Origin of the sequence: Streptomyces sp. NPDC091371, from assembly GCF_040684275.1 — a bacterium.
Taxonomy (GTDB): Bacteria; Actinomycetota; Actinomycetes; order Streptomycetales; family Streptomycetaceae; genus Streptomyces.
The window spans coordinates 46343-64919 of sequence record NZ_JBFBFP010000024.1; the positions used below are offsets into that span (position 1 = coordinate 46343).

Sequence of the window (18577 nt, forward strand, 5' to 3'; positions counted from 1 at the left end):
ATCCTTATCCTAGGGATCACGCACCAGGCACACCCTCAGATCGGCGCTTCAGCTCACCCTCGCGTCAGGCTCAAGGCGAGCCAGGCCACCTTGCTGCTGTCGTCGACCACGCGAAAGCCCCACACCCCGGCCGTCAGCTCGTGCACGATCTGCAGGCCGCGCCCGCGTTCGGAGAGCAGGGCGAAGACCGCGTCCAGGTCGCCCTCGGGCTCGGCGCGACTGTGGCCCAGCGGCCCCGACGCCTCAAAGCCGGAGAGGTCAGGGACCTTGCGGTCGTGGTCAAGGACCTCGCAGATGATGTCGGCGGCCGTCACGCGCAGCCTCAGCTCGTACGGGCCCTCCGCGTGTTCAGTGGCATTGGCGACAAGCTCCGACGCGGCGAGCACGCCGTCACTGACTGCCTCTCCGGGGAGCCCGAACCGTCCGAGGGTTCGGCGGAGCACTGCCCGCGCCTCCGCAGCCGGGTTGGGCGTACAGCTCGTCCAGCGGTACAGGGCCTCGGGGGTGCTACGCCTCGCGGTGGTCATCGCGGCGTACCTCCCCGAGCAGCGTGGCGGCGTCGGTCGATGCGACGGTGTCGCCCGCGACCAGGGCGCATGCAGGCAATCACCTCCCCCCTCAGCGGGGGCACACCGATAGCTGCGGCAGGCAGCAAGAGAATGGATGCGAACAGGACGGTCGGCAACATGGCAGCCTCCCCGGGAATCGCGATCGGGACGCGACCACCACACCGTGGAGTGCGGCAAGAGCGGAACTGCCCTCTGACGAGGACTTTTGAGGACTTCTGCCTCCCCGCGTCACAGCGAAGTGGCTCCTGCGGGTCACGGGCAAACCATTGCGGCTCTCGCGACTTCCGCCGATGGGGGTTTATGAGCGTCCGGGGGCCGTGATCGTGCGGACGGACCATCCCAACTGGGACCATGGGGACGTGAGTAACGCACTGGGCCAATGGGCCCCCCTCAGCCCAGCCGAGATGTCCAAGCTATTCGAGGGAGCGAAGTTCCCTTGGTGGATCGCCGGCGGTTACGCCATCGAACTGGCCGTAGGCCACCCACTGCGGCCGCACGACGACGTGGACATCCTCGTCCTGCGCCGTGACCAGGCCGCCATCCAAGCCCATCTCGCCGGCTGGGATCTCCACGTGGCCGATCCGCCGGGAGCCGGCCAACTCCGCCCGTGGCTTCCCGAGGAAACCCTGGATCTGCCGCTGAACGGCATCTGGTGCCGCCCTGCCCCCGACGCGCCCTGGACGTTCGAGCTGATGCTTGACGAAGCCGACGGCAACGACTGGGTTTCGCGACGCGATCCGCGCGTGCGGCTCCCCATCGACTGCCTGGGCAGGGTCACCCCGGACGGCATCCCCTACCTGGCTTCTGAAATCCAGCTCTACTACAAGGCAAAAGCAGTCCGCGCCAAGGACCAAGTCGACTTCGCAGCCGCCCTACCGCTGCTCGGAAACGAGCAGCGGCTCTGGCTTCGCGACGCGTTGGAGACGACGGCACCGTCCCACCCCTGGATTGCGGCCCTCAGGTAGTGCCACGGCCAGGCAGTCACACGGCACCCGCTGCCGATCAGCCGATGGTCAGCGGCGGCACGTAGTAGAGGTCCGGGATCAAGCTGGTGAGGTCTGTGAGCTTCGCCCCCGTTATGGCCGCGACGAATCTAGCGCCGGGTAGCAGTCGTGCATACCGTTTGCCGGGTCTCGCAGAACCGGCCAGCGGGATCGAAGCGGGCGAGCCCGCTACGCAGGTCGGCCTCGTACGCGGCCTGACGGTCACCGAGAACGTCAGGGCTGGTATACGAGAAGGAAAATTGCAGTCCAACCAGCTCCTCCAAGGTGAACTCCAGCGACTGCTCGAAGACGGCAGTCTCCACGTGGGAGAACGCCGAACCTGCGAGTAGGTCGTCAAGGCCCCCGACAGGGCCGACGGCGGGTCCATACCGAGTCCGGTAGTCGGGCCCGAGGTAATTCGCTCCGACCATTTCGATCACCTTGAGCCACGGTGGCGGCTCCGGCGGGGCGACGCTGGACACGAAGGCAAGGCCGCCATCCGGGGTGATCACACTGTCCAGATCGGCCAGAACCTGGGATCGGTCCATCCAGCCGAAGGCACGACCCATGGTGCACACCATGACCTTGGGGAGCCCTAGATCAGGCAGTCGGGACGCGTCAGCGACCTGCCACGCGATGTTCACCGCGCCCCTGGCTTCGGCAAGCTTCAGACCTTCAGCAACCATCGCAGGCTCCGGGTCCACCGCGTGGACGACCGCCGCGTACCGCGCGAGCGGGATGGCCAGCGTCCCAGGCCCGCACCCCAGGTCCAGAAGATGTTGAGTTCTGTCCAGCCGGAAACATGTACGAATGTGGGTGTAGACGGCCTTGGGGTAGGCCGGCCGGAAGCGGGCATAGTAGGGGGCCGCGGCTGCAAAATTGGTCATGTGGATCTCTACCCGCGCGGTGACCTGGAACGTCGCCGTCGGGTCTCAGACGGGCGCTAAATCACCCGGGCGGCGGTCGGAAATCATTGCTGCTGACGTGCCGTCGGGGCCGATATCCTGGCCCGATGAACTCGATCCGCGTCCGATTCGCCCCCTCGCCGACGGGCATGTTCCACGTCGGCGGAGCCCGCTCCGCTCTCTTCAACTGGGTCATCGCCCGACAGCAGCAAGGCAAGTTCGTCCTGCGGATCGAGGACACCGACGAAGCCCGCAACCGGCCCGAGTGGGTGGACGGCATCATCAGCGCCCTGTCCTCCATCGGCATCAATACCGACGATCCCACCTTCGAGGGACCCTACTTCCAGTCCCAGAACACCGAGGAACAGCGGGCTGCCGCCCTCCGGCTCCGCTCCGAGGGCAAGGCGTACTACTGCGACTGCACCCGGGAGGAGCTGACCGTCCGCACCGGCTCCCAGCACCTGGGCTACGACGGGTTCTGCCGGCACCGGAACCTGGAGCACGCAGACGGCCGGGCTCTGCGCTTCCGCACCCCCGACGACGGCGCGACCGTCGTGGACGACGTGGTACGCGGGCGAACCGAGTTCCCCAATAGCGCGCTGGAGGACTTCGTGATCGCCCGAGGCAACGGTAGCCCCGTGTTCATCCTCGCCAACGCCGTGGACGACATCCAGCAGGGCATCACGCACGTCATCCGAGGCGAGGAGCACCTGTCGAACACTCCCAAACAGCAGCTGCTGTGGGACGCGCTCGGGACCCCGGCGCCCGTCTGGGCGCACCTGCCTGTGATCGTGAACGAGAAGCGGCAGAAACTGTCGAAGCGCCGCGACAAGGTCGCTCTGGAGGACTACCTCGCCGAGGGCTACCTCCCGGACGCAGTGGTGAACTACCTGATGCTGCTCGGCTGGGGGCCCAGCGACAACCTGGAGGTCCGCCCGTTCCCGGAGCTGGAGAAACTGTTCCGGCTGGAGGACGTCAACAAGGCGTCCGCGTTCTTCGACGTCAAGAAGCTGTCCGCGTTCAACGGGGACTACATGCGGGCACTGTCTCCGCAAAAGTTTGTTGACGCCTGCCGGCCGTGGCTGTCTGGCGAGGCGGCGCCGTGGCAGGAGGCCGCATTCGATGAGGCGGTCTGGCAGACGGTGGCCCCATACGCCCAGACCCGCATCACCGTGCTGTCGGAGATCACGAACTACGTGGATTGGCTGTTCCTCGACTCCCCTCCGCGCGATGAAGCGTCCTGGGCGAAGGCCATGAAACCGGGCGCAGAGAACATCCTGACCGCTGCCCGGGAGCGCTGGGCGGCCCTGGACGACTGGACCGCCGCGGCGCTGCACGCGGGCCTGGAGGACGTCGCGGCCGGACAGGGGCTGAAGCTGGGCAAGGCTCAGGCGCCCGTGCGGGTGGCGGTCACCGGGCGCACGGTCGGCCTGCCGCTGTTCGAGTCGGTCGAGGTGCTGGGGCGTGACCGGGTCCTGGCCCGCCTGGACGCCGCGTCGGTGCGTCTGACGGGCCAGGAAGAAGCAGCTGCTCCGGTTAGCTGATCTTGGCGAGGACAGCACTCCAGGCATCGGCGAAGTAGCCGGTGTCGAACTGGGCCAGGGCCGCGTATGCGGCCCTGGCCTCTTGCTGTGGTGAGGCGGCCCTGTCTCGGACCTGTTGCGGCAGCCGGGCCGGGTCAGGGGCGGGCTGACCGCTCAGGGCGGCCAGGTCACCGAGGCCGGCGAGGGGCCGGATGAGACACGGCATCCCGAGCAGGACCGCTTCGGCGGCGCAGCGGCTCCACCCTTCCTGCATCCGGGGCATGAAGACCCCGACGTCGCACGCCCGCAGCAGCCTCAGGTAGCGGTCCCGTGGCAGGTCGTGGTGGGTGCCGGCGAACCCGATCGTATTACTGCCGGTGGCGAGGACGCTCATGCCCGGGGCGCCGTCGAGCTGGCCGGCAACGTGTTCGGTTCCTTTCCAGTGGACGGCCTTGCCCGCGTAGACGGCGATAGTGTCCACTGCGAGCCCGAACTCGGCCCGACACGCCGCCCGGTCGAGACCTCGTACGGTGTCGATCTCGGTCATGTCGAAAGCGTTGTAGATGACGTGGACGTTCTCTACTCCATGGTGGTGGAGGAACTCAGCCCAGTACGGTGCAACGCACACCACGGCCGCGCACTGGGGCAACAGGGCGAACAACTGCTGCCACAGGACAGCTTCCAATGGTGCTGAGTCGTGCTGAAGAGGCTCGTAGTGGTGGAAGACAAACACGGTGCGCGCCCGCATGCCTGGGGTGAACAGCAGCAGGCTCAGGTCGTCCCACACGAACGAGGCGTCGGGCCGGTCGAGGGCGGCGATGACCGGGGCCAGGCGCTGGAGATGCCGGACTTTGCGCCAGCGCCGGATACGGTCGGCCCGCTTGAAGTCGGGAACCGTGCCCCAGCGCAATTGTTCAGCCGTGACGTTGTGGATCATTCGGAGGTATTCCCGGCCGCCAGTCCTGCCCGTTGGGTCCATTGAGTACAGGGTCTGCACCATGGCGCTTCTCCTCCTGGTGGGTGTCGCACTCATGCCGCAGCACCCGGTACGCCGCGGCAAGTTGAGGGCTGTCCGTCCGGCGGGCTTCGGCGAGCGGGAGGTAGAAGACGGCCAGGTCGTCCAGGAACCGGGCGCGGCGCGCCAGGTCGGGAGAGTTGGCCAGGTCGCGGGTGTTGTGGATGCGGTCCGCCAGCCGGATCAGCAGCGGCACCGGCTCCAGGGCCGCGGTCTTCTCCCGCCATACCTGACGGTCTCCAGGCCCCTTGGCTCGCTGCTCGAGCCGGTGGTCGGGGGTGATGTCGGCGAGCCGGTCGGCGAACTTCACCCCAAGCCGTCGGCCGATCAGATCGCGGGCACCAGGGTTGATCTCCAGCACGTCGTGAAGGAGCCCGGTCATGAGAGCCGTGGGGCAGACAACGCCCAGCTCTTCGCGGAGAATCGCCACCACTGCCATGGGGTGTTCGATGTACGGGGTGCCCTGGTCGCGGGTATGCCCCTCGTACAAAGTCACCGCGATTTCGGCGCAGGTACGAGCCGTCGTCTGCTGGTCAGGCTCCCAGCTTGCCGCGCCAAGGGCAGACCAGACTGCCCTCCCCATATCGGTCACGCCGCCCACCCCCGGGCCGGCGCGGCGTGCTGACCGTGATCGGCGACCAGGAGGGTGGTGCCGACAGCGAGCGCGTCGAGGCCAAGCCCGGCGGCGGCCTGAGCGGCCTGCGCGGCGGTCCGCAGGATCGGCGTGCCCTTGAGGTTGAAGCTGGTGTTCAGCAACATCGGCAGGCCCGTCTGCTGCCGGAATTCCTCCAAGAGGCCGCCCAGGCCGGTGTGCCCGGCGGTGACGGTCTGGACGCGGGCTGTGCCGTCGTGGTGGACGACTGCCGGGACATCTGCGGCGTGCTCAGGCCGGATACGGGCGACGCGGTTCATGAACGGGTCTGCGTCGCCGGTGAACCAATCACCGAGGTGGGTGTCGAGGACCGCCGGGGCGAACGGTCGGTACCCCGCGCGCCGCTTGATCGTATTGAGGCGGTCGCGGCTGTCTGCGACACCGGGGTGGGCGAGGATCGACCGGTGCCCCAGTGCTCGCGGTCCGAACTCCATGGGGCCCTGTACCCATCCGACCATGCTGCCCCCCGCGAGGAGCCCGGCAACGGTGGGTCCGAGGCGGTCACCGAGCTCGCCGAGGCTCTTCCAGCCCTCGGGGACATCCCGCAGGGGCAGGGTGCCCGGGACGGGGCCCCACCCGGCGTCGGCCGGTGCGGGCAGCGGGTCGTGCCCCAAGTGGTGGTGCCATCCGTAGAGGGCGGCTCCGACAGCGGTCCCCGCGTCATGTGGCGCGGGAGCAATGAACAACCCGTCGAAGCCCGAGTCCTGGGCGAGGGTGCCGTTGAGGTGAGAGTTGAGGGCGCAACCTCCCGAGAACACAAGGTCCGTTGCGCGAGTCAGCCGGCGCAGGTGTCGGGCGGTGTGGACGACGGCGGCGGCGAACGCCTCCTGGACTGCCGCGGCGAAGTCGGCACGTTCACTCAGCGACACGTTGGCGACGCCGGCCTGCGTCCATGCCCGACCACCCGCCATGAGCGGGGTGCGGCTGTCCACTGACCCGTAGGGGGCGGTGATGCGGACAGTGCCGTCGTCGCCGAGGTGGATCAGCTCGCCGATCGGCTTCCGGTAGCGGGCCGGGTCGCCGTAGGCCGCCAGCGCCATCATGCTGCCCTCGGGTTCGTCTCCCGGAGGGATCACTCGGTGAGCCATGTTGCGGTAGAAGTGCCCAAGCGAGTGGTGGACGCGCTCAACGCCCGTCGGCCCTGCGCACAGGCCGGGAAGGGTCTGGTGGACGCGGTCGATGTGGCCTGGGCGCAGGTCGTAGCCGGTGATTCTTTCCCTGCCGGGTCCGAAGTCTGCGCCGAGGGGTGAGCCCCCGGCGTCTATGACGAGGCCAGCAGCGTGGCCGAGTCCGGAAATGAGGTAGCCGGAGAGCATGTGCGCGGTGTGGTGGGACATTAGCCGCAGCCTTTGGCCCAGTGGGTCCGGAAGCAGGGCGGAGAGTTCCTCGTGTTCGGTGGCCAGCCACTGCCCGCCGACCGGGTGCGGCCGCATCCCGGCAGCCCAGACGACGTCCACCTGGTCGGGCTCGATGCCGGCAGCCTCCAGGCACCAGGCGAGGGACGCGGTGGGCGAGGTGAGTACGCCCTTGTGCTGGCCGTGGGGTCGATGGTGCTTTAGGCCGGACCAGCGTTCCTCTTCAGCCGCGTACAGCTGCCCGTCAACGATGAGCGCAGCTGAGGTGTCGTGGTGGAAGTTCAGGCCGAGAGCGACAGGCATCAGGCAGCTCCAGCGGGCGCGGGCACGACGGCGTGCCCGGAGTCGGTGTATTCGTGACACTTGAGGCAGAAGCGATAGTGCTGGGCGCGCGGAGCGAACACCTTCTGGGCGAAGTCGTCGTCCCACACGGTGAATTCGCTGTCCTCCTTGGCCATTGCGTTGAAGCAGCGGTAGCAGGAGCCGTCGATTTCAACCATGAGGTGCTGGTCGAGGTAACGGGCGCAGAGTCCCCCCAGGGGGTTCTCGGCCTGGCCGACGTCGATGTGGTGGACGTGGTTGGTGATGTGGATCGCGCCGGTTTCTGCGCACAGCGCGGCCAGCTGGTCCAGTCGGTCGCTGCTGATGGCTTCCAGGACGCTGTTGACGACAACGGTCTTACCCGCGCCCCGGAGCACAGGCACAACCTGGTGGACCTCGTCGTAGTTTCCATGCTCGTCGTCGCAGCCGATGAGGACTTGGTCGTACACCTCCCTGGTCACGTTCAACAGCCGCTGATTGCGGGCCAGGGTGATCGCGTTGGTGCCCAGCACCATCACGGTGTCGGGCAATCGGGCGCGGGCCAGCCGGGACAGGTCGGGGAAGCCGCGGTGGACGGTGGGCTCGCCGCCATTGATGTGTAGCTGACGGAACGGGACGGTTTTGAGCCGGTCCAGAATTGCGCTGAACAGCTCCGGGCTCATGTTCTCGCCGTGAGCACCGTCGGCAAAGATGCAAAAGTCGCACGACCTGTTGCACTTCGTGGTGATCTTCACCTTGGCGGTCTTCAGTACCCGTGGGGGTAAGAGCGCGGCGGTCATAGTTGTGATCCCCCTCAATTCTCCGGTGTCGGGCCGGTCAGGAAGTCCTCGACAGCGGAGCCAGCCGCGCGCCATCGGTCGAGTAGCTCCCGCAGAACCTGGGTTGTGGTGGGCGTTCCGGGTGGCGGCAGTACGGCGGCCATCGCGCCCGCCATGCGCCCTTCTGCTGCCGTGCCCTGTTCGGCCAGGCGCGCCAGTACGGGCGCCGCCGTGCTCAACTCCTTGGCTTCGCGGGCGATGAGGTAGCCGGTGGCAACGCCTGGAGGCGGGTTGAGGTAGTACCACCAGCGGGCCGGTTTCACCCGGAGCATCCCCACCGCCATGGTCCACGCCCGCGCCCGCCCGACCCGCGGGTCTTCCTCAGGCGGGTCGGCATCGGGAGGGCAGATGTGCCGCATGGCGGCATCCACTGCCGCGTGCGCGTGCCGCAGCAGCTGGCGAGGGTCCTCGCGGGGCTGGGGATCCGATTCCGCATGGGCGGCGAACCGTTCGGCATGGCCCACCGTGCTGCCCGGCCTCCACGCGGTCAGTGCCACGAGTTTCCCCGGCAGACGGCTCCGGGTGGCCAGGCACGCGGCGGCGAACCAGCACGGGGCGACGTAGTGCCAGGCCACACAGTGCCGTAGATAGCCGATCACGTCCCAGTGCACGTTGTCCGTCGCATCTTGGGACAGCCGGTAGCGGCCCCCCACACGGGCTCGCAGCAGAGCCCGGTAGAAGCGGGAATCGGAGGCGGTCCACGGTTCAACCTCGGCGGCCTTCGCCCAGGTCCCTAGTCTCTCCTGCTGCCCGTGCAGGAGAGACCAGGTGGTCACCTCCGCGCCCTGGACAAGTCCCTCGTCCAGCTCCTGCGCAGTGAAGGCGAACCCTGGCGGATGTTCCAGCAGCCGGCCGTGCGCCGAATCGACGGCCACGGCCGCGGTGTGGGCCGTGGCCAGACTGCCGTTGAACTCCTCCCATGAGGCAGGGGCGGCATCGAGGATGAGCCTCAGGTCGAGGTCCGAATGCGGGGCGATCAGATCCGGGCGCTCCCATTTGTGCGTGACCATGAGCGGATGCGCCCCAGCGCGGCCGAGCTCATCCACATACAGGCCGGCCGTTGATTCGTACAGACCGCTCACTGCCCGGATCCACCCGCCTGCCGGACCGCGCAGCCGCCGCCACTGGTACTTCCGATCACCGGGAGGAGGACGGGAGCGCCTTCGGGGCGTTCCATACGGTCCCACCGCAAGTCGTAGTCCACGTAGTGATAGCCACCCCAGGCCGGGTTGCTGTTGCGCTCCAGCATGGAGGTGAGCAGGTGTGCGAATGCGTCGTCCAGGGTGCCGGCGCTGAGGTGGTCGCGAAGCTGGATGTCGCGGTTGTGGAGGATGCAAGGGCGGGCCACGCCGCTCGGGGTGATCTTGATGCGGTTCGCGTCTGAGCAGGTCGCGCACGACGAGTTCGAGATGAACCCGATTGAGCCCTTCCAGCCATCCGGCTGGAGGTACTGGCCAGGGCTACGAACCCCGAGTTGGGCGCGGGAGACCTCCCCGGCGCAGGCGAACCACTCGCCCAGTCGGCCCCGGACTTCGGCCTCCGAGATGAACTCGGTATCGAACATGTCCTGGGCGGGGCCGATGTTCTGCAGCTCGATCAGCCTCACCGCCACCGGCAGGGTGCGGGCGAGCGCAGCGACGGCGCACGCGTCCTCGATGTAGGAACGCATCAGCACGCAGTTGATCTTTACCTTGAGTCCGAGGTCCAGGGCCTGGTGGATGGCATCCATGGAAACCTGCGGGTCCCCGCCGCCCATGATGTCGTGGGATCGGCCGGGGTCGGTGCTGTGGAGGCTCACGTTCAGGTAGGTCAGGCCCGCTTCCGCGAACGCCTCGACGCTCAGCCCCTTGCGAAGGTTGGCGTGCGTGGTCATGCCGATTTGCGCGGCCTTCCCCAGCCCTTCGGCCAGAGCATGGATGATGTGGAGGATGTCTTTGCGCAGAGTGGGTTCCCCTCCGGAGCAGTGCGCCTTGCGCATACCCCAGCGACCCGCCGCGCGCGCGATCGCTGCGTAGTCGGGAACCTTCAGCGTGGTGTCCTTGTGCCCGTAGTCCGGCATGCAGCGCGGCTTGCAGAAGACGCAGTCGCGGTCACAGATCGAGTTCAGCGTGAATGCCAGATACGGGTGGTTTCGATTCGTGGCCGCGAACTGTTCCAGCAGCGCGCGATGTTCGGCATCGAGCACCATCAGCCGATTCCTTTCGTCGTGTCGGGGAGTGCGCCTTCGATTGCGCCCCGGAGTGGGCGACCGGCGAGGTAGCGCTGCATGTTGTCTGCAAAGAAGCGCACCGCCCCGTCCATGTAAGCCCTGGAGAACACAGCAGATTTGGGGGTGAGCAGGACCCGCGGATGGCGCCGGAGCCGGTCACGCCGGGGCAGTGGTCGTGGAACGGTGACGTCGAGAGCGGCGCCCAGCAACGGCCTAGCATCAAGGGCGTCCAGCAGTGCAGCCTGGTCGACTGTGGAACCCCGGCCTAGGTTCACGAACACGGAGCCGGGCTTGAAGGCGGCGAACGCCGACGCATCGAACATGCGGGCCGTGTCCGAGGTGCCAGGAAGCAGGTTCACGACCACGTCCGCAACAGGCAGCGCCTGCCTCCAGTCCGCGGCTGGCAGCCACTCGACGCCGAGTCGAGGGCCTGCGGGCAGACTGCGGCGCACGGCGATCACCCGCATCCCGAACGCTTGCCCCAGCAGAGCCAGATGGGTTCCGATGTTGCCGCAGCCGACGATCAACATCGTCGCGCCGACGAGATCGAAGAACTCCGCCGCGAGATCATCCTTCCACCAGCGCCGCGTCCTCTGTAGCCGGGCACTCGTGAGCAGGCCCCGGGAGAAGCCCAGGATCATACCCATGGCGTGCTCGGCCATCGGCTGAGCATGAAAGCCGAACGAGCGGGTGAGCACTGCACCGGATGCGGCGATCTCGTAGGCGGGCAAGTGGTCGGTTCCGGCAGCCGGAGTGGCGACCCACTTCAACCGGGGCGCGAAGGGCAGCCAGCCCGCCTCGAGCCGCCATCCGAAGTACACATCCGCCTCGGCGAGAGCGACGGGCAGCTGATCGTCCGCCACAGCGCACACATCAAGGTCGGGGAAAGCCTCACGAAGCCAATCCAGATGCTCGCTGCTGATCGCCCAGAAGCTATGAGGGGAGTTCAAGGCGATCACCACTTTCCCGGTCACCCGCATCCTCCCGCTCGGGCCTTGAACAGCCAGGGCGCACACTCAGCGAGTGCCCCCTGGATCGTGGCCACGTAGTCGTGCCGCTCGGCGACGAGTCGCGCACCTTCCTTCGCCAGGTGGGCACGCTCCTCAGGGGACGCCTCCAGAGCCCGTCGGAGCGCCAAGGCCAGTGCGAGGGGTGCCGCCGGCGGGGCGGAGAACCCGGTTACGCCGTCCAGTACGGTCTGGGCCAGCCCACCGGCGGTGGTCGCCACCACAGGTCCGGCGCCCGCGGCGAACGCCTCCAGCGGGATCCGTCCGAACGGTTCCGTCCGCGACGGCACAACCACAGCCCGCAGCTTCGGGTGATGCAGCCAACCTCGTACACGCGGGTCGAACCGGGTAAGCAGAGTGGCGTCAAGGTCGTACCTATCCAGAAGGCCGCGCAAGTGCTTCTGGTGGGCATTCGACTCGCCCGACCGACTGCCGGCCACCAGCACCAGGTGCGGTACGGGAAAACGCTCGTCGGCCAGCAGCCGAAGCGAGTGCAGGAGATCCGCGAACCCCTTGGACGCCTCCGCCCGGCCCATCGCGAGCACGAACCCGGCTTCGGCACTCTCGGGGAGCGGCAGCATGTGAGCCGGCTCCATTCGCCCTTCGGTATCCAGCAGCCCGTTCGGCAGGTCCAGCATGGCGCGGGCGGGCAGACCGTAGACGTTGACCAGGTGGTTGCGCATGTGGGCGGAGATCGCTGCGATGCGCCCGCCCCGTTCCGCGGCTGCGTTCAGCCCGCGCTGTTCCCAAGCGATCTGCTCCTGGTCACCCGGTCGGGTGAGCTTCGCCGTCGACCTGGGCACGAGCAGGACATCCACGCCCTCCGGGGCGTAAGAGCCGACAGCAAGGAACGGCACATCACAGCCGACCAGCAGACCGCCACCTTTCAGGTAGGCAGCGGCCCGGCGCACGGCCAGATAGCACAAGGCTTCGCAGTCGACCGGAGTCCCCAGCAGCGAGGCGCCGCGCACGGGCAGCACATATGCTCCGGCGTCCGCGAGCATCCCTTCCACTTCGGCCGCCCAGAGCGGATCACGCCCAGGGTGCCCCTGAGGCAGCAGGACTGGCACCACCACGAGGTTGCCGTATGGCAGGATCCGCGCGAGCGCGGTCAGGAACGCCCGGTTACTGAACCCGCTTCCGGAGACCGCGCCGTATACCCCCTCATGGACCAGAACTACGACGTGCCCGTCGCGGCCGGCACCAGGCGCTCCGGTACTCCTGCCGCTGTCGTAGACGAGGTTCAGCATGCTGTTCACAAAGTCCTCCATGGCGACGTGGCCATCGCAGGGCCCGCTCGTGTCGTGGCGCCTCTGTCTCCAGCACCAGGTCGGGCCGGGAGATGACTGGCCTCGGGCCGGTCAGAGACTGGTGCCCCAACGGACCGCTCGTTGCTCAGTCCTCCGACCGCAGCCAGACGCCGGCCGCCACGGTCTAGGAGATGTAGTACGGCCTCGGCTGCAGCCCACCTCTGCGGCCCAAGCTCAGGCCGATCATCAGTGCGCCTTCCATCAGCCACTCCGTGCAGCGAACTCCAGCCAGCGGCGGCCGCGACGATCAAGAAGCGTCGCGACCGGGGGCTGGACTGCCCCTTGACGGCCTTGCGGTGCGGGCTTCATGAACCTCGTCCTCCACCAGTTGGTTGCTGCGCACAAGCTTGGTGGCAGACGCTGTGCCGTCGGTACGTCCTCCGACCGCCCCTAGACCGAACTTTCACCGAACTTAGGCGCCCTACCAGGCCCTTCACCGCTGACAGGCACCCTCAGGGTGGCATCCTGGCCACATGGCAGAACTCAACGGAGAACCGGTCGAGCTCGGACAGCTGCAGACCTTGGCGCTGACCAACTACGGTCATTTCACATCCATGCGCGTCGACGACGGACGTGTCCGTGGCCTGTCACTGCATATGGACCGTCTTCGGCGGGACTGCCGGACGCTCTTTGGTGTCGACCTCGACCCGCAGCGTGTCCGCGAGCTGGCACGTCGTGCTGCTCCCGCCACCGGATCCACAACAGTCCGCGTCACCATCTTCGACCCGCGACTCGACCTCGGAAGTCCGGGCGCTGCGAACGATCCACATGTCCTCGTAACCTCACGGACAGCAGGCGCGCTCCCGCTCCCCCCTCTCCGGGTGCAGTCCACGCCGTACGTGCGCGACGTAGCCAAGGTGAAGAGCGTCGGCCTCTTCGCCAGCATCCATCACCGGCGACAATCACAGCTGGCAGGATTCGACGACGCCCTCTTCGTCGACCAGGATCAAGTGATCTCTGAGGGCGGCACCTGGAACATCGGCTTCTTCGACGGCACCCAAGTAATCTGGCCGGCTGCCGACTGCCTCGTCGGCGTGACGATGGAGCTCCTGAAGCAAGCCCACGACCACATCTCCACGCCTATCAGGCTGTCCGATCTGCCGAACATGCAGGCTGCCTTCGCCACGAACGCAGCGATCGGCGTCCGAGCCATCAGCGGCATCGACGGCATCCGCCTGCCCGAATCCCCCGCAATCATCGACACGCTCCGCAAGCTGTACATGGAGATCCCCGGCGACTTGTTGTAACGGTCCGGTCCCCGGCTCCAAGTGACTAGGCTGGCAAGGACCAACTGCAACAAGGAGTCCTGGGGTGGCCACAGTTGAGCGGTGGTCCGGGCTGGAAGTCCGGGCCTTACGCGAGGCATCACGCATGAGTACCGAGGAGTTCGCCGCGCGACTCGGTGTCAGCGACCGCATGGTGTCGAAATGGGAAGCGCGCAAGGACACGATCCGCCTTAGGCAGGTGAACCAGGCCGCCCTGGACACCCTCCTATCCAGCTCCTCCCGAGACGTCCACGAACGATTCGCCAGCCTCGCCCGCTCGCTGGGCACCGTACTGCCTGCGCAGGAGGCACCGCCCCCCGGACCGCAACCTCAGCAACACCAGGTCCGCCACCCCTTCGACGGCAAGAAGATGGCCCTGGTCGAGGCCAGCACCTTCCTGTGCGGTGAGGAGAACAAGCCAATCTGGCTGCCGTCCTTCTACATCGACGTGTTCCCAGTGACCAACAGCGACTATGCGCGCTTCGTGGCCGCCACCGAGCACCAGCCACCCCAGCATTGGCCGCGCGGCAAGTGCCCGGAAAGCATCTTCGACCACCCCGTCGTCTTCGTCACCTGGTACGACGCCACGGCCTACGCGACCTGGGCGGGCAAGGAACTGCCGAGCTCCCAACAATGGGAGAAATCGGCCCGCGGCGTCCGCGGCGAGACCTACCCCTGGGGCGACAGCGCCACGCCGGCCAAGTGCAACTCGCGAGAGAGCGGTATCGGCTCAACGACCCCGGTGTCCCGGTACCACAGCGGCGTTTCCCCATACGGGGTCTACGACCTCTGCGGCAACACCTGGGAGTGGTGCTCCACCCGGTCCGAGCCGGGTCGCTACGAGCTGAAGGCCGGCGCCTGGACCAGTCCCTTCCCGCGAGCCATCCCCGCTGTCTTCAACGACGCTTCCGCGGACATGCTCGACGACGACACAGGGTTCCGCTGCGCGGCGTCTGCGAGCAGCATCGAGGCCCTGCTCGGAGGGTGAGCAGCCGACAGCGGTCTAGCGGCCGGCGAGCCGGGCACCGGCCCGGCCGCAGACTTCGCAGGTCCTACGGGCGGGCGTCCTTCGCCCTCCTGCGGACACTTGTCCTCGCCCAGCCGCCATGACCGACACGAAATTTCCCCCCGCCCGATTTCACGATTTCCAAGCCTCATCACCCGCCACCGTGGCAAGGGCGGGCAGGCTGCCAGTACCGAACTGCTGCACAGGGAGCTCTGAAGCTGTGGTCAACAGGTGAGACTGTCCTACTCGTTAGGGCTACCCAGGTGTACAAAGACGGCATGTCTATATGCCCGCACTGCGTTCAACAGGTTGAACTCACTCGCGACGGACGCGTGGCACCGCATCTACTCACCGCCTACAGCGAGGCGCGTTGCAACGGTGCAGGGCAGCAACCAATGCACGACGCTGGGTCCTCTTCGGACAACGAGGGCGCATGGCGGCGCACCCATGCAGTAATGGAACTTCCGGCCCCTGGCTGGCTTCCCCCCTGGCGGCAGCGGCACTGGGCGTCGATCGCCCTGCCGGCCTCCGGCGCGGTGAGAATCTGGCTACCCTCGACCACATCGTTGGGGCATATTGCACTGATCGAGAGCCTACTGAGCACCAAGACCCCGCCCATGTGGGACTTGCACAGCGAGTGCTGGACAGTTCCGAAGGGGCACTTCCTTCCAATGCTTAGCAAGCTTCTCAGACGCCACCCAAAACTCATCCTCGGGCGCGAGTACAACCCACGAGAGCGGTGCAATCCCCGGTGCAAGAACGCGCAGGGCCCTTTGTGTACGTGCTCCTGTCTGGCCAAGTACCACGGTCATGGCAAATGGATGGACGGCTTCACCACCGTCGATGAGTTCGGTACCACCTACGAGAGGGCATCGTGGCACTGGCTCGTCACTACCCTGGCCAGTTAGAAGCCACCACGTCTCGGGTCTGCTCGCTGTGGCGGCCCCAGCCTGTCCGCGGACAGTTCTGCGATTCGTGACGCCACGTCGAACCTGTCAGCCAGGCCGCTGCCTTGACGTGGTCGGGGTGGCAGACAGGTGGTATTTGCTTCACTCCCTCGTCCGCACAGTCGAAGGAACCGCTCACCATCACCGGGCCTGCCTGCGCAAAGAACGCCGAGAGCGACGATCTGTACCGGGGTCGGGAGCCGTCGGAGCCCGCGGTCCTGGCGAGCCGGACGATCCGCCGGACGGCCAGCTCCTGGCCCGCGTCCGTCATTGGCACGTGTGGACGATCACGCAATTCGTGACCCCGAGCGACCGCACCATCAGGCCACCGGGCAGCGAAATCACCTCTCGGTCAGTTGTCTCATTCCGCTTCCTCGCTACGCTCTCCGGCACTAAGGTCACCCAGAGTGGTGATCTTGAAGAGGAGCATGGCATGAGTGTGGCGCTGGTCCGCCCCGTCCAGCGGGTGCTTGAGGAACGCTTCGGCAGCCTGATCGATACGTCCGACTTGGGAAGCCAGTCGGAGGAAAAGCTCCGGGAGCACCGCCTCACCCGTGCGCTGGCGGCGATGGCGATCGGCATCGAGCACCCGTTGACGGACGAGGAGTGCGCCCAGGCCGTCTTCGACGGTGGCGACGACCGCGGACTCGACGCGATAGCCATCGACCGCCGCCGGCATCCGACCAGGATCTCCCTCGTCCAGGCGAAGTGGAGCGACAACGGCAGGGGCAAATTCGGCGAGGCCGAGGTGCACAAGATGGTCGAAGGGCTCGACCTGCTCCTCGATCTCCGGTTCTCGAAGTTCAACGGGCGCTTCCAGCGGCACGTCCAGGTACTGGAGGAGTGCTACGACGGCACCCAGGAGGCCCCGAAGATCACTCTGGTGCTGGCCCTGATGAGATCAGATGCCCTCGGCCCGGAGATCCGGGAGCTGCTGGAGCGCAAGATCAAGCAGTTCAACGAGGTCGAGGAGATGGTCGACTACAAAGTCCTCGACCTGCGCGACTTCCGCCGGGCCGCCCTCGGAGACGCAGCCACCCCTAAGGTGGACGCCACGGTCAGACTCGAGGGTTTCGGCCAGGAGACGACGCCGTACAAGGCGTACTACGGCACGATGACCACTCCGGAGATCGCTGAGCTCTACGGAAAGCACCGTCGCGGCCTGTTCGCCCGCAACATCCGGGACGCCCTCGACCTGACCGATGTCAACGTGAAGATACGCGGCACCTTGACGGACGCCCCGGAGCACTTCTGGTACTTCAGTAACGGCATCACCATGCTCTGCGAACGGATCAAGCCGACACGCAAAGCTGTCACAGGAGGGGTCGGCGACTTCCTGGTCGAAGGCGTCAGCGTGGTCAACGGGGCCCAGACGGTGAGCGCCATCCACAAGGCGTACGACGAGAACCCTGAGGCAGCCCAGCAGGGTCGCGTTCTCGTACGGCTGATCTCCCTGGAGGACTGCCCGCCCGGGTTCGGGGACCTGGTGACGACCAACACCAACACCCAGAACCCGATCGAGGAACGCGACTTCAAGTCACTCGATCCGGTGCAGACCGCACTTCGGGACACCTTCGCCTTCGACCTTCGCCTCGCCTATGTGATCAAGCGGGGCGAGCGGGAGCCCGCGCCCGAGCACGGGTGCACGATCACCGAGGCGGCGGAGGCCCTGGCCGCGGTGCACCCGAACGCCGAGTACGCGGCGCTCGCCAAGCGCGACCTCGGCGGCCTCTGGGAGGACGGGACCTACGAGGCGTTGTTCGGCAAGGACCCGGCGGCCTTCCGGGTGTGGCGCTGTGTGCAGCTGCTGCGGTCGGTGCGTGGCCATCTGCAGGAGATCCGGGAGGGGCTGGTCTGGCGGGCAGCCGCGATGGCCGGCTACGGCGATCTCCTGGTCACGCATGTGATCTTCCGGCAGCTTGACACCAGGAAGATGTCGGATCCCGACTTCGACTGGGACACGCAGCTGGCCCGGGTGCCTGAACTGGTCGGCGAAGCCCTGATCCGGTCCCTGCAGGCCGTCGACGTGGAGTACGGGCCCAACAGCCACATCATCGCCGCTGTACGAAACACCGAGAAGATCCGCCAGGTGGCCCGGACAGCGCTGCGCGGAATGTCCTCGGACAGCCCGGCCCCGGAGCTTGCGGCGGACTATCAGGCGTCGGCCTCCTCGGGCCGCCAGGTCAATGCAGTCAAGACACTTGTCAAGCAAGGGGCAATCCCAGACGGGACTGTGCTCGAGTACCGACCCTACTCCGGTCCCGAGCGCCGGGAGATGCCGCAGTGGCTCGCCGAGGACCAGAGGCGATCTCAGGCGATTTGGCGGAACAGCGCAACCGATCAGCTGCAATGGTGCTACGACGACCAGTGGTACTCGCCCAGCGGCCTGGCCCGCATGATGCGCCGGCAGGCATCCGGGGCCGATCAGTCCACCCAGGGCACTCTCCGGTGGTTCCTGCCGGAAAGCGGATCGCTGGCAGAGATCGCGGAGCGGGCGCGCGCCGAGGCAGATCTTCTGGTGGGGAACGAGCCCGATGCCGATGAGACGGCGGCAGGAAGCGCATGACCAGCGCCCCTCCTGTCCTCCGCCAGGAACGGCGGCGGACGACAGGAGGGCCGGCATTGTCGGTGCCACCTTGTAGGGTCGCGCAGCGGCAGAGCGCAGGACTGGTCAGTCCTGGGAATCGCGCCC

General features: G+C 67.1%; 15 protein-coding genes. 5 read left to right on the top strand and 10 right to left on the bottom strand.

The window, feature by feature from the left end; translation table 11 throughout:
- Nucleotides 1-53: 53 nt before the first annotated feature.
- Nucleotides 54-527, bottom strand: coding sequence for an ATP-binding protein (locus tag AB0O21_RS24435; RefSeq protein ID WP_365173864.1), 474 nt, complete (start codon nt 525-527; stop codon nt 54-56).
- A 446-nt stretch (nt 528-973) separates the two neighbouring features.
- Here AB0O21_RS24435 and AB0O21_RS24440 point away from each other — a divergent pair, with 446 nt between their 5' ends.
- The gene (locus AB0O21_RS24440) at nt 974-1534 is read left to right on the top strand and encodes an amino acid transporter (RefSeq protein ID WP_365173996.1); all 561 of its coding nucleotides are present in this window, start codon (nt 974-976) and stop codon (nt 1532-1534) included.
- A 128-nt stretch (nt 1535-1662) separates the two neighbouring features.
- Here AB0O21_RS24440 and AB0O21_RS24445 read toward each other — a convergent pair whose 3' ends face one another.
- On the bottom strand, nt 1663-2439 hold the full coding sequence (locus AB0O21_RS24445; RefSeq protein ID WP_365173867.1) for a class I SAM-dependent methyltransferase: 777 nt from the start codon (nt 2437-2439) through the stop codon (nt 1663-1665).
- A gap of 167 nt (nt 2440-2606) precedes the next feature.
- On the opposite strand from AB0O21_RS24445, the gene gltX reads away from it, so the two are divergent.
- Nucleotides 2607-4001 (top strand): glutamate--tRNA ligase, encoded by a 1395-nt coding sequence (gene gltX / locus AB0O21_RS24450; RefSeq protein ID WP_365173998.1) that lies wholly within the window; start codon nt 2607-2609, stop codon nt 3999-4001.
- On the opposite strand, the gene AB0O21_RS24455 is transcribed toward gltX, so the two are convergent.
- From AB0O21_RS24455 to AB0O21_RS24490, 8 genes are read right to left on the bottom strand one after another with little or no spacing between them, the layout of a single operon-like run.
- Nucleotides 3994-4980 (bottom strand): glycosyltransferase, encoded by a 987-nt coding sequence (locus AB0O21_RS24455; RefSeq protein ID WP_365173869.1) that lies wholly within the window; start codon nt 4978-4980, stop codon nt 3994-3996. The two genes, gltX and AB0O21_RS24455, sit on opposite strands and share 8 nt — an antisense overlap.
- A complete protein-coding gene (locus AB0O21_RS24460; protein WP_365174000.1) occupies nt 4895-5578 on the bottom strand; it encodes an HD domain-containing protein in 684 nt (227 codons plus the stop codon). Before AB0O21_RS24460 ends, AB0O21_RS24455 begins: the two co-directional genes overlap by 86 nt.
- Nucleotides 5579-5583: 5 nt before the next feature.
- The gene (locus tag AB0O21_RS24465) at nt 5584-7305 is read right to left on the bottom strand and encodes a carbamoyltransferase C-terminal domain-containing protein (RefSeq protein ID WP_365173871.1); all 1722 of its coding nucleotides are present in this window, start codon (nt 7303-7305) and stop codon (nt 5584-5586) included.
- On the bottom strand, nt 7305-8102 hold the full coding sequence (locus tag AB0O21_RS24470; RefSeq protein WP_365173874.1) for a radical SAM protein: 798 nt from the start codon (nt 8100-8102) through the stop codon (nt 7305-7307). The genes AB0O21_RS24465 and AB0O21_RS24470 overlap by 1 nt, the downstream gene beginning before the upstream one ends.
- Nucleotides 8103-8116: 14 nt before the next feature.
- On the bottom strand, nt 8117-9223 hold the full coding sequence (locus AB0O21_RS24475; protein WP_365173876.1) for a hypothetical protein: 1107 nt from the start codon (nt 9221-9223) through the stop codon (nt 8117-8119).
- Nucleotides 9220-10329 (bottom strand): radical SAM protein, encoded by a 1110-nt coding sequence (locus AB0O21_RS24480; protein ID WP_365173879.1) that lies wholly within the window; start codon nt 10327-10329, stop codon nt 9220-9222. Before AB0O21_RS24480 ends, AB0O21_RS24475 begins: the two co-directional genes overlap by 4 nt.
- Complete coding sequence (locus tag AB0O21_RS24485; RefSeq protein ID WP_365173882.1) at nt 10329-11330, bottom strand: D-2-hydroxyacid dehydrogenase; 1002 nt, start codon at nt 11328-11330, stop codon at nt 10329-10331. The genes AB0O21_RS24480 and AB0O21_RS24485 overlap by 1 nt, the downstream gene beginning before the upstream one ends.
- The gene (locus AB0O21_RS24490) at nt 11321-12607 is read right to left on the bottom strand and encodes a glycosyltransferase family 4 protein (protein WP_365174003.1); all 1287 of its coding nucleotides are present in this window, start codon (nt 12605-12607) and stop codon (nt 11321-11323) included. The genes AB0O21_RS24485 and AB0O21_RS24490 overlap by 10 nt, the downstream gene beginning before the upstream one ends.
- 533 nt (nt 12608-13140) lie before the next feature.
- Here AB0O21_RS24490 and AB0O21_RS24495 point away from each other — a divergent pair.
- The 3 genes from AB0O21_RS24495 to AB0O21_RS24505 all read left to right on the top strand — a co-directional run bounded on the left by AB0O21_RS24495 (nt 13141) and on the right by AB0O21_RS24505 (nt 18451).
- Nucleotides 13141-13914 (top strand): aminotransferase class IV family protein, encoded by a 774-nt coding sequence (locus tag AB0O21_RS24495; protein ID WP_365173884.1) that lies wholly within the window; start codon nt 13141-13143, stop codon nt 13912-13914.
- 64 nt (nt 13915-13978) lie between these two features.
- Entirely contained in the window at nt 13979-14920 is a 942-nt protein-coding gene (locus AB0O21_RS24500; RefSeq protein WP_365173887.1) for an SUMF1/EgtB/PvdO family nonheme iron enzyme, read from the top strand.
- A 1242-nt stretch (nt 14921-16162) separates the two neighbouring features.
- Nucleotides 16163-18451, top strand: a complete 2289-nt coding sequence (locus AB0O21_RS24505; protein WP_365173889.1) for an AIPR family protein — start codon at nt 16163-16165, stop codon at nt 18449-18451.
- Nucleotides 18452-18577 lie beyond the last annotated feature (126 nt).

Coding starts and splice junctions, on each gene's coding strand:
- AB0O21_RS24435 (WP_365173864.1), bottom strand. CDS start 527: ATGACCACCGCGAGGCGTAGCACCCCCGAGGCCCTGTACCGCTGGACG.
- AB0O21_RS24440 (WP_365173996.1), top strand. CDS start 974: ATGTCCAAGCTATTCGAGGGAGCGAAGTTCCCTTGGTGGATCGCCGGC.
- AB0O21_RS24445 (WP_365173867.1), bottom strand. CDS start 2,439: ATGACCAATTTTGCAGCCGCGGCCCCCTACTATGCCCGCTTCCGGCCG.
- gltX (WP_365173998.1), top strand. CDS start 2,607: ATGTTCCACGTCGGCGGAGCCCGCTCCGCTCTCTTCAACTGGGTCATC.
- AB0O21_RS24455 (WP_365173869.1), bottom strand. CDS start 4,980: ATGGTGCAGACCCTGTACTCAATGGACCCAACGGGCAGGACTGGCGGC.
- AB0O21_RS24460 (WP_365174000.1), bottom strand. CDS start 5,578: ATGGGGAGGGCAGTCTGGTCTGCCCTTGGCGCGGCAAGCTGGGAGCCT.
- AB0O21_RS24465 (WP_365173871.1), bottom strand. CDS start 7,305: ATGCCTGTCGCTCTCGGCCTGAACTTCCACCACGACACCTCAGCTGCG.
- AB0O21_RS24470 (WP_365173874.1), bottom strand. CDS start 8,102: ATGACCGCCGCGCTCTTACCCCCACGGGTACTGAAGACCGCCAAGGTG.
- AB0O21_RS24480 (WP_365173879.1), bottom strand. CDS start 10,329: ATGGTGCTCGATGCCGAACATCGCGCGCTGCTGGAACAGTTCGCGGCC.
- AB0O21_RS24485 (WP_365173882.1), bottom strand. CDS start 11,330: ATGCGGGTGACCGGGAAAGTGGTGATCGCCTTGAACTCCCCTCATAGC.
- AB0O21_RS24490 (WP_365174003.1), bottom strand. CDS start 12,607: ATGCTGAACCTCGTCTACGACAGCGGCAGGAGTACCGGAGCGCCTGGT.
- AB0O21_RS24495 (WP_365173884.1), top strand. CDS start 13,141: ATGGCAGAACTCAACGGAGAACCGGTCGAGCTCGGACAGCTGCAGACC.